The organism is Bradyrhizobium sp. 2TAF24 (assembly GCF_052115025.1).
Lineage (GTDB): Bacteria > Pseudomonadota > Alphaproteobacteria > Rhizobiales > Xanthobacteraceae > Bradyrhizobium_A.
In genome coordinates this window covers 115,783-125,216 of sequence record NZ_JBFRFW010000020.1, presented here as the reverse complement: position 1 = coordinate 125,216, position 9,434 = coordinate 115,783, and the positions used below count along the sequence as shown (strand labels likewise).

At 65.6% G+C, this 9,434-nt stretch carries 9 protein-coding genes; 6 read left to right on the top strand and 3 right to left on the bottom strand.

Annotated elements, in window-relative coordinates:
• On the bottom strand, positions 1–485 hold a 485-nt coding region (locus AB4Z37_RS27075; RefSeq protein ID WP_441519807.1), incomplete at its 3' end, for a TolC family protein.
• Between the two features lie 221 nt (positions 486–706).
• On the opposite strand from AB4Z37_RS27075, the gene AB4Z37_RS27070 reads away from it, so the two are divergent.
• Genes AB4Z37_RS27070 through AB4Z37_RS27055 form a run of 4 tightly spaced genes read left to right on the top strand, consistent with a single transcriptional unit; the run spans position 707 to position 6,159 of the window.
• Positions 707–1,939 (top strand): efflux RND transporter periplasmic adaptor subunit, encoded by a 1,233-nt coding sequence (locus AB4Z37_RS27070; protein WP_211965871.1) that lies wholly within the window; start codon positions 707–709, stop codon positions 1,937–1,939.
• A 47-nt stretch (positions 1,940–1,986) separates the two neighbouring features.
• Entirely contained in the window at positions 1,987–5,226 is a 3,240-nt protein-coding gene (locus AB4Z37_RS27065) for an efflux RND transporter permease subunit (RefSeq protein ID WP_441519806.1), read from the top strand.
• 40 nt (positions 5,227–5,266) lie between these two features.
• A complete protein-coding gene (locus tag AB4Z37_RS27060) occupies positions 5,267–5,647 on the top strand; it encodes a hypothetical protein (protein WP_441519805.1) in 381 nt (126 codons plus the stop codon).
• A gap of 50 nt (positions 5,648–5,697) precedes the next feature.
• Complete coding sequence (locus AB4Z37_RS27055; protein ID WP_441519804.1) at positions 5,698–6,159, top strand: hypothetical protein; 462 nt, start codon at positions 5,698–5,700, stop codon at positions 6,157–6,159.
• On the opposite strand, the gene AB4Z37_RS27050 is transcribed toward AB4Z37_RS27055, so the two are convergent.
• Positions 6,125–6,730, bottom strand: coding sequence for a response regulator transcription factor (locus AB4Z37_RS27050; RefSeq protein WP_441519803.1), 606 nt, complete (start codon positions 6,728–6,730; stop codon positions 6,125–6,127). The genes AB4Z37_RS27055 and AB4Z37_RS27050 overlap by 35 nt on opposite strands.
• Positions 6,731–6,974: 244 nt before the next feature.
• Here AB4Z37_RS27050 and AB4Z37_RS27045 point away from each other — a divergent pair, with 244 nt between their 5' ends.
• Positions 6,975–8,570: an ATP-binding protein gene (locus tag AB4Z37_RS27045; RefSeq protein WP_441519802.1), complete on the top strand. Its 1,596-nt coding sequence runs from the start codon at positions 6,975–6,977 to the stop codon at positions 8,568–8,570.
• On the opposite strand, the gene AB4Z37_RS27040 is transcribed toward AB4Z37_RS27045, so the two are convergent.
• On the bottom strand, positions 8,561–8,860 hold the full coding sequence (locus tag AB4Z37_RS27040) for a hypothetical protein (protein WP_441519801.1): 300 nt from the start codon (positions 8,858–8,860) through the stop codon (positions 8,561–8,563). The genes AB4Z37_RS27045 and AB4Z37_RS27040 overlap by 10 nt on opposite strands.
• Before the next feature lie 231 nt (positions 8,861–9,091).
• Between AB4Z37_RS27040 and AB4Z37_RS27035 the strand changes: the two genes are divergently transcribed.
• A complete protein-coding gene (locus AB4Z37_RS27035) occupies positions 9,092–9,400 on the top strand; it encodes a hypothetical protein (protein WP_441519800.1) in 309 nt (102 codons plus the stop codon).
• Positions 9,401–9,434: the final 34 nt, after the last annotated feature.

The following is a 9,434-nucleotide window of genomic DNA, read 5'->3' as shown; positions in this document are numbered from 1 at the left end:
CAGATGTCCGGCGTGAAGCTGACGTTGAGCTGCGCGGTGTGCAGCGTGTAGCGGGTCTGCGGCGTCACTTCCGGGTCGACCGTGCCGTTGGCGGACTGCTGCAGGTCGGACGGGGTGTAGTTGGCGCCGATCTGCGGGAAGAACAGGCCGCGCTGCGCCAGCGCATTGAACTGGGCGACGCGGATCGCGGCTTCCGACGCCTGCAGCGACGGATTGTGTGCGATCGACAAGCGGATCAGGTCGTTGAGCGGTTTTGAGCGGAACGCTGCCCACCAGCGGGTCGGGATGTCGGCACCGCTCGTGAAGCGCTGGCCGGCAATGCGCGGCGCGCCGGGAGCGGCGCGCGGCGAGGCCAGCGGCTCCGGGGTGTAGCCGGCGACGTCGGGCGTCGGCGGCGAGGAGAAGTTGGGCCCGACCGCGCAGCTCGACAGCAGAACGGCCGTGAAGGAGGCCAGCACAGCCGGACGACACTTCAGCATGGACATCGCGTTTCCCGAAAATAGCAAGGCACCAGGGATCGCGGCGCCGTCGGCAGAGGAAGGTAAGCGGGCCGCACCCTAGAAACTGTTCGCGGGGGCGGGAACTGCGATTTGTCCAGTTCGCAGCCGTGGTTTGTCACAGTGAACCGGCCGGCGGTTTGGGAGCATAAGAGGCGCGATTTGCCCAGGTGCTCGCGGGGGTGCGGGCCGAGCAAGCAGGTGCAGTGATGGCTAACCCAAAATCGAAGGCGATGCTGGCGGCGGGCGCCGTGCTGTGCTTCGCCGCAGGCGCATATTCGGTCAACCACCTGTCGGCATGGCTGGGAACGGGCGCAAAGGCCGTCAGCTCCGACGCCAACGCCAAGGCCGATACGGCGGATGTCAAGACCGGCTCGGTCGGTGGAGTTCCGAGCGTCCAGCTCAACGACAAGCAACTGTCGACCGTGAAGGTCGAGGTGGTCGGCGAAAGCGAGTTTCCGGTCGAGAGGTCAGCGGTCGGCAGTATCGATTTCAACGAGGACATGACCCTGCAGGTGTTCTCGCCTTATCAGGGGCGGATCCTGGAGCTGTTCGCAAAGGTCGGTGACGACGTCACCAAGGGACAGGTGCTGTTCACGATCGATAGCCCCGACCTGCTGACGGCGGGCTCGACCCTGATTTCGTCGGCCGGTGTGCACGAACTGACGACGCGGGCACTCACGCGCCTGAAGATGCTGTACGAGTCGCGGGCTATCGCCCAGAAGGACCTCGAGCAGGCGGTGTCGGACCAGCAGACCGCCGAAGGCGCGCTGAAGGCGGCGCGCGACGCGGTGCGCATCTTCGGCAAAACCGAAAGCGAGGTCGATGCGATCATCAGGGAGCGCAAGGCGGATTCGCGCCTTGTGGTGAAAAGTCCGATCAGCGGCCGCGTGACCGCCCGCGCCGCTGCGCCCGGTCTGTTTGTTCAGCCCGGGAATGCGCCGGCGCCGTTTTCGGTGGCCGACACGGCGACGATGTGGATGCTGGCGAATGTTGCCGAGAGCGATGTTCCGGCGGTGCGCCTCGGCCAGGAGGTCAAGGTTTCGGTGGCGGCCTACCCGAACAAGGTGTTCGAGGGGCGCATTTCCACAATCAACTCCACCGTGGATGCCAGCACCCGGCGCATGCTGATCCGTTCGGAAATCGACGATCCCGAACATGAGCTGCGCTCGGGCATGTTCGCGCGTTTCGTGATCCGGACCGGAGATCCGATCCGCTCGCCTGCGGTGCCGCTGGGCGGCGTGGTCCGTGAAGGCGATGGCACAATGACGGTGTGGGTCACGACCGATCGGCGCCGCTTCAGTCAGCGCACCGTCACCGTCGGCACGCAGAAGGATGGCATGCGGCAGATCCTCGGCGGGGTGAAGCCCGGTGAGCTGGTGGCGACTGACGGCGCGGTGTTCCTGAGCAACATGCTGGCGATCGGACAGGCCGGCGGCTGAACGGCTGCGATATCGCCGCGGCAAACCAATCACGAAAGAGGCAGGCTGTGCTGAAGGGAATTCTTGCGTTTGGCTTGACCCGGCGCCCGATCGTCATGTTGGGTCTGCTGGTGTTCATCGGTGCCGGCATCCTGGCGTTCACCAGGCTGAACATCGAGGCCTATCCCAATCCGGCACCGGTGATCCTGGAGATCACGGCGCAGGCGCCGGGGCTGTCGGCCGAGGAAATGGAGCGCTACTACACCGTTCCGATGGAGATCGGCCTCTATCCGACGCCCGGCGTGGACAATATCCGCTCGACGTCGTTCTACGGCCTGACCTTCGTGCGTGTGACCTTCAAGTATGGCGTCGATTATTATGCCGCCTATACCCAGGCGGCGCTCAGCCTGCAGCAGAACGTGACGCTGCCGCAGAACCAGATTCCGCAGATCCAGCAGTCGAGCCTCACCGGCGAGATCTTCCGCTACCAGCTCGTCGGTCCGCCGCATTTCGGGTTGACCAACCTGCGCACGGTGCAGGACTGGGTGGTGCTGCGGCGGCTGTTCTCGGTGCCGGGCGTGGCGCAGGTCAATTCGTGGGGCGGCACCACAAAGCAATACAATGTCGATGTCGATCTGCATCGTCTGGAGGCCTATGGCGTCACGGTTCCGCAGATCATTACCGCGCTCGGCAACGCCAATATCAATGTCGGCGGCCGCGAGATTACGGTCGGCCAGCAGTCGATCAACATCCGTGGCGTCGGCCTGATCGACAGCGGCGGCACCGACGATCTCACCAAGGGCTATCGCACAGAGGATGTCGAGAACATCGTCCTCAGCCAGTCGAACGGCGTGCCGATCACGATCAAGGACCTCGCCAAGGTCAATGTCGGTTTTGTTCCCCGCCTCGGCATCGCCGGGCGTGACCGCGAAGACGATGTCGCGCTGTCGATCGTGGTGATGAACCGCACGCTGCACACCAATGATGTGCTGCCGAAGGTGAAGGCCGAAGTCGAGAAGATGAACAGCGATGGCACTTTGCCACCGGGCGTCAAGCTCGTGCCCTATTACGATCGGGGGTCGCTGGTGTCGGTGACCACCCACACCGTGCTGCACAACCTGATCTTCGGCTGCGTGCTGGTGTTCCTGATCCAGTGGATTTTCCTCGGCGATCTGCGCAGCGCGATCATCGTTGGCGTCAACATTCCCTTTGCGCTGTTCTTCAGCGTGATCATCCTGGTGTTGATGAAGGAGGATGCCAACCTGCTGTCGGTCGGCGCGGTCGATTTCGGCATCATCGTCGATTCCGCGGTGATCCTGGTCGAGAACGTCTTCCGCAACTTCCAGTCGCGGCTCGACGAACGGCAGAAGGCGCTGGGCCATCTGAGCGATGGCGCCTGGGGCGACGATCCGACCCGGGAGCGGCCTGGCGCGCGTAACAGCTGGACCGATCGACTTCGCCTGATCCTGGTCAGCGGGCTGCAGGTCGACACCGCGATCCTGTTCTCCGCGGCGATCACGGTGGCGGCGTTCGTTCCGCTGTTCACCATGCAGGGCGTCGAGGGCCAGATCTTCAGCCCGATGGCGCGGACCTATGCCTATGCGCTGGCCGGCGCGCTGATCGCAACCTTCACGATCACGCCGGTGCTGGCGTCGTACCTGCTGCCCGACCGTGTGCATGAGACCGAGACCGTCGTGGTCCGTGCGCTGCGCGCGATCTATGCGCCGGTGCTGCGCTGGTCGCTCGCCCACCGCAAGACGATGGTGGCGGTCGGGCTCGGCTTTCTCGGGCTGATCAGTCTGCTGGGTACGCGGCTTGGCAGCGAATTCCTGCCGCATCTGGAGGAGGGCAATCTCTGGATCCGCGTCGCCTTGCCGCCGTCCCTCGGGCTGGACGCGGGCACACCGGCGACGGGGAAGCTGCGCGAGATTCTGCTGCGCCATCCGGAAGTCATTACGGCGGTGACCCAGCACGGCCGGCCGGACAATGGCAGCGATGCGTCGCCCTTCTCCAACATCGAGATTTTCGCGCCGCTGAAGCCGTACGATGAGTGGCCGACGGGCTACACCAAGGAGAAGCTGACGGAGGAGTTGAACAAGGAGTTCACCGACGCGGTGCCGGGAGCGACCTTCAATTTCTCGCAGTACATCCAGGACAACGTCGAGGAAGCCATCTCGGGGGTCAAGGGCGCCAACTCGGTCAAGATCCTCGGGCCGAACATGAAGGTGCTCGAGGAACTCGCGACCAAGGTCCAGGCCGAAATGGAAAAGGTGCGCGGTGTTGCCGATCTCGGCGTGTTCCATGTGCTCGGCCAGCCGAACCTCAACATCAAGGTGGATCGCGAGAAGACCGCCCGCTACGGGCTGAACACCGGCGACGTCAACACTGTGATCCAGGCCGCGCTCGGCGGCACCTCGGCCACCAATCTGCTCGAAGGCGACCGCCAGTTCAGTGTCGTGGTCAGGCTCGACAGGGCCTACCGCGACAATCTCGACCAGGTCGGTGACATCAAGGTGGGCTATGCCAACGCCAGCGGCGGCACCGCGTATATTCCGTTGCGTGAGCTCGCCACCATTACGCTGGATACCGGTGCATCCTACATCTACCACGAGACCAGCACGCGCTACATTCCGATCAAGTTCAGCGTCCGCGGCCGCGATCTCGGCGGCACCGTCGAGGACGCGCAGGAGCGGATCGCGAAGAACGTCAAGCTGCCGAGCGGCTACCGCATCGTCTGGTCCGGCGAATTCGAGGATCTCGAGCTCGCCAAGAAGCGGCTCGAGGTGGTGGTGCCGATCAGCCTGCTGCTGATCCTGGTGCTGCTCTATGGCCTGTTCAATTCGCTGCGCGACAGCCTGCTGGCGCTGGCGGGCATTCCGTTCGCGATCGCCGGCGGCATCGTCGCACTGTACGTGTCGGGCCTCGACTTCAGTATCTCGGCGGCCATCGGCTTCGTCTCCCTGTTCGGCGTGTCGGTGATGGATGGCATCCTGATGATCACCTACTACAACCAGGTCAGGGCCGAAGGCATGCCGACGACGGAAGCCATGTTCCATGCCGCGACCCAGCGCATGCGGCCGATGCTGATGACCGCGATGTCCGCCTGCATCGGTCTGTTTCCGGCGGCGATCTCGACCGGCATCGGCAGCCAGGTGCAGCGGCCGCTCGCCACCGTGGTCGTCGGCGGCATGCTGATCGGGCCGGTGATGCTGCTGGTGGTGGTGCCGGCGCTGCGCATGATGTTCCTGCGCGGCGAGGACGAGGCCGAGGGCGCGGGCGGCTCGGGCCATCTGGCGCCGGCGGAGTGAGGCGTGTCGGATGTTTGACGGCAATCGGCAGGAGAGAGCCATGAAGTCGGGTTGGTGTGTGGCGATCGCGGTGATGGTCGCGGTGACCGGGACGATGACGATCGCGGCGGCCGGCACCGCGGATCGCAAGACGATCAAGTTTCGTGGCTCCACGGGGCCTGCCGTTCCGCCGCCGCCTCCGGCGCCCGCGCCGGTCGTGGCTGCACCGCCACCTCCGCCCGCCCCGCCGCCCCCGCCTGCGCCGGTCGTCAAGCCGGCAACGCCGAAGGCGGCGAAGGCGGTGTCCCCCGCCACCAACGCGCCGGTCGTCAACGGGACGACGATGACCAAGCCGGCCGCGACGACCGCGACCGTCGGCGGCTCCTCGTCGGCGCCGACTGGAATCCTGAGCGGCAACAGCGTGTCGATCCGGCGGCCCTGAGCGATCCGGCCGCACCGGGGGTGGGGATGTGACGAGCGAGCGAAGTGCCCATGAGCAGATGGTTCGACTTCCTGATCGGAACGGAGCCGGCGGCCGCGGCAGTGCAGGCCACATCGTCCACCGTGGAGCGGTCGTGCCCCGATCGCGGCCTGAGCGAGCAGATCCGCGACATTCTTCGCCTCGAGCTCGAAATCGCGGCGGAGTGCGCGCTGAAGCGGGGGAGCCTCGCTGCGGCGACCCGGCTCAAGGAGCTTGCGGACACCACACGCGATGTCGATATGGCGGCCCTGCACGCCTATGCCCGCCTGCTCGACGATCTCGGGCGCGCGGAGAGAACCTCGCATGAGCTGCGGCGGGTCGGCGTCGGCTGGTTTCCCGACAACGCCGCCGATTATGTCGCCGGGCTGGTGTCACGGGCGAGCGCGCAGGCGGGGGCAAAGGCCGCGCCGGACCCGGCCCCGCAGGCAGCGGACAGTCCTAGGGTTCGATCAGCCGCCCGGTCACGGCCTTGATGGCGGCCTGGGTGCGGGTCGCAACGCCGAGCTTGATGCGGGCATTGTCGACATGAAAGTCGACGGTGCGCTTGGTCAGCCCGAGAATCTGGGCGATCTCCGCCGACGTCTTGCCGCGGGCGACCCAGGTCAGCGTCTCCACCTCGCGATCGTTGAGCTGCACGTCGCGGGCCCACACATCGGTGCGGGCGATGTGGGCAAGCCGGGCGGTGACGATCGCGGCCAGCACATCGAAATCGATCGGCTTGGTAACATAGTCGTCGGCGCCGAGCTGCCGTCCCTTGAGCTCGCTTTTGCGGTCGGTCAGGGCGGTGAGAAAGACGAACGGCATGTTGTTGAAGCGCGGTCCGATCCGGGTCAGATGCTCCAGCACCTCGAACCCCGACATCACCCGCATGTTGATGTCGCACAGGACGAGGTCCGGCATGGTCTTGAAAATCGCGGCAAAGCCTTCGCCGCCGTCATAGGCGAGGGCGACCTCGAAGCCCCGTTCGGTCAGTTCCTCGGCGATCAGCGCCGCGGTTTCCCGATCGTCCTCGATACACAGGATCTTCTTCTTGGTCTGGGTCATCGGCAAGACACGGCTTCTCAAGACAATAGCATAAACATATCGCCGCCCGTTCCGGCGATCAGGCCGGACGGGCAGCTTAGCCGATTGGCCCGGCAAAATACCGAGGTCTTCCGCGATCGGGCAAATGTGATAAATCACAGTAGCCGGGGCCGGCAAAGCGTCATGATGAACGGCAGAACCGGGCCCCTTGCATGGCGCCGCCGGTTCGAGCGCCCGGTTCGGGGCGTAGCCTCAGGTGACGACCATGTATCCGCGCTCGCTGAACTTCTCCCTGTCCCTGGTATTTGTGTTCTTTTTCCTGCTGGTGGCGGTGCTCGGATCGTTCAGCATCGAGCGCCTGAGCGAGTTCAACCGCTCGTCGGCGGATGTCCGCGACGTCTGGCTGCCGGCCACCCGCGTCATCGGCGATCTCAACAATTTCACCTCGGATTTCCGGGCGGCGGAGGGGCGCTACCTGCTGTCGTCGGCTTCCGAGTCGGCTGCCAGCAAGCGCGAACTTGAAAGCCTCAGCCATTCGGTGGAACAGGCGCAGGCGGCCTATGAGCGCCTGCGCCGTTCGCCGGCGGCCTCGGGCCTCTACGCCCGCTTCAAGGACGGTTGGATTGCGTACCGCCGCATGGTCGACCGGGTGCTGCAACTGCACGAGGCCGGGCAGACGGCCGAGGCGGTCAACCTGTACCGCACGGCCTCGCAGGCGAGCTATGACGTGGTCAACGACGCCCTGGACACGGTGACCCGCCTCAACGTGACCAGCGCCAACGCGGCGAGCGACGAGGCCGATGCCGCCTATCGCAGTGCGCGTGGCTGGATCAGTGCGGCGATGGTGATGGCGGCGCTGCTGGGCATGGCGGCTCTGGTCTACGTCAAGCGCTTCATTTCGCGCCCGTTGCAGCAGCTGGCCGCCGGCATGCGCAGGCTCGCCGGCAACGACACCGACATCGAGATCCGCGGCACCGAGCGCATCGACGAGATCGGCGAAATGGCGCGTGCTCTCGGCATCTTCCGCACCAACGCCATCGAGCTGATGCTGAGCCAGCGCTCGCTGTCGCAGCAGGCCTCGATGCTGGAGGAAAAGCTGGCGCAGGAGCAGCTGCTGACCCAGCTGCAGCAGGATTTCCTGTCGATGGCTTCGCACGAGTTTCGCACGCCGCTCACTGTCATCGACGGGCAAGCACAGCGCCTGATCAAGCTCGGCGATCGCGGCGAGGTCGACGACACCGTGACGCGCGCCCGCAAGATCCGCACCGCCGTGCTCCAGATCACCACCGTGATCGACAAGCTGCTGAACAGCGCGCGCCTGATCGACAGCGGCGCCCAGCTCTATTTCCATCCGGCCGAGATCGATCTGCGCACGGTGCTGGCCGAGGTGTGCCAGCTGCACCGGGAGATCGCGCCGCAGGCGAAGATCTCGCAACAGCTGGCAACGGTGCCGCTGCCGGTGTTCGGCGATGCCAAGCTGCTGTCCCAGCTGTTCGGAAACCTGATTTCCAATGCGCTGAAATATTCACCCGACGGCAGTCCGATCACCGTCATCGCTTCGGTCGAACGCGGCCAGGTCGCGGTCGCCGTCCGCGACCAGGGCATGGGAATTCCGCACAAGGATCTGGCTGAGATCTTTGGGCGCTATAACCGCGGCAGCAACGTGTCGGGGATTGTCGGCACCGGCGTCGGGTTGTACCTCGTCAAGATCGTGGCCGATCTGCATGGCGGACGCGTCACGGTCGACAGCACCGAAGGGCAGGGATCCTGCTTCACGGTCCGCCTTCCGGTGTCGGGCACCGGGCGGAGTGCGAATGCCGCGCCGCCGAAACTGGTCGCGGTGCAGACGGATCAGGCCTGATTGCCGCTGGCCTTGCCACCCGCCTCCGCGGCGGGCGGGGTGTCCTTGTAGTAGCGGTCGTAGGTTTCGCGGCTGACCAGCAGGCCGACCTTGCGTGCGGCCTTGACGAAGCGCATGAAAGCCTGCCGGTCGCCCTGGGTCTTGCCGCGCGTCGCGGCTCTGTCGGTCCTGCCGGCGCGAGCGGGCTGCTGCGCAGCCGGCAGCGGGTCCTCGCAGCCCTTGAGGGATGTCGGCCGTTGCGATGTCTGCTTGGTCGATGGCATGATCTGCGGCTGTGGGGGGACTCGCATGTCGCTCGCGATTACCGGCGGAATCACCTCCGGCGCCAACTGTGATAAATGACATCGCGGGGGCGCAGCAATGACAGTCGACGTCGCGGGCGCGATCATGCATCCATGGCTGGAGCAACAAAGGTTACTATTGTCAGGTTCATGTCAGGCGCGCCGGGTAGGTTTCGCGTGCCTGTCCCGCCACTGTTCCGCTCACCCGTCCTGCTCCTTTCGCGCTCTGGAGACCGACCTTTGAAATACGCGGCGATCCTTGTTCTGACAGTGCTGCTCGGGCCGCTCGCGACCACGCGGGCCGGAGCGGCGCCGGCGCCGGTTTGCGTCGTGTCCGTGCTGCATGCCGACGAGCTTCCGTTCGCGCTCTACGGATCGTGGCTTGTGAAGGCGACGCTGGAGATCACGCCGCAGAGCGGTGTGCCCTACCAGACCACGCTGTTCGAAACACTGCCCTGGCACAAGACGCTGCGGCGGGGTGACCGCTTCGGCATTCGCTGTGACCGGTTCGAGCCGGCCACGCTGCGCCTGAGCGACCTCGCGCGCTGACCCGTCTTGTGCGTCCTCTGATGTCGCCGCCGCT

What these genes read in the sequence shown, in the direction of transcription:
- AB4Z37_RS27070 (WP_211965871.1), top strand. Translation starts at nt 707, where the DNA reads ATGGCTAACCCAAAATCGAAGGCGATGCTGGCGGCGGGCGCCGTGCTG.
- AB4Z37_RS27060 (WP_441519805.1), top strand. Translation starts at nt 5,267, where the DNA reads ATGAAGTCGGGTTGGTGTGTGGCGATCGCGGTGATGGTCGCGGTGACC.
- AB4Z37_RS27055 (WP_441519804.1), top strand. Translation starts at nt 5,698, where the DNA reads ATGAGCAGATGGTTCGACTTCCTGATCGGAACGGAGCCGGCGGCCGCG.
- AB4Z37_RS27050 (WP_441519803.1), bottom strand. Translation starts at nt 6,730, where the DNA reads ATGACCCAGACCAAGAAGAAGATCCTGTGTATCGAGGACGATCGGGAA.
- AB4Z37_RS27045 (WP_441519802.1), top strand. Translation starts at nt 6,975, where the DNA reads ATGTATCCGCGCTCGCTGAACTTCTCCCTGTCCCTGGTATTTGTGTTC.
- AB4Z37_RS27040 (WP_441519801.1), bottom strand. Translation starts at nt 8,860, where the DNA reads ATGCGAGTCCCCCCACAGCCGCAGATCATGCCATCGACCAAGCAGACA.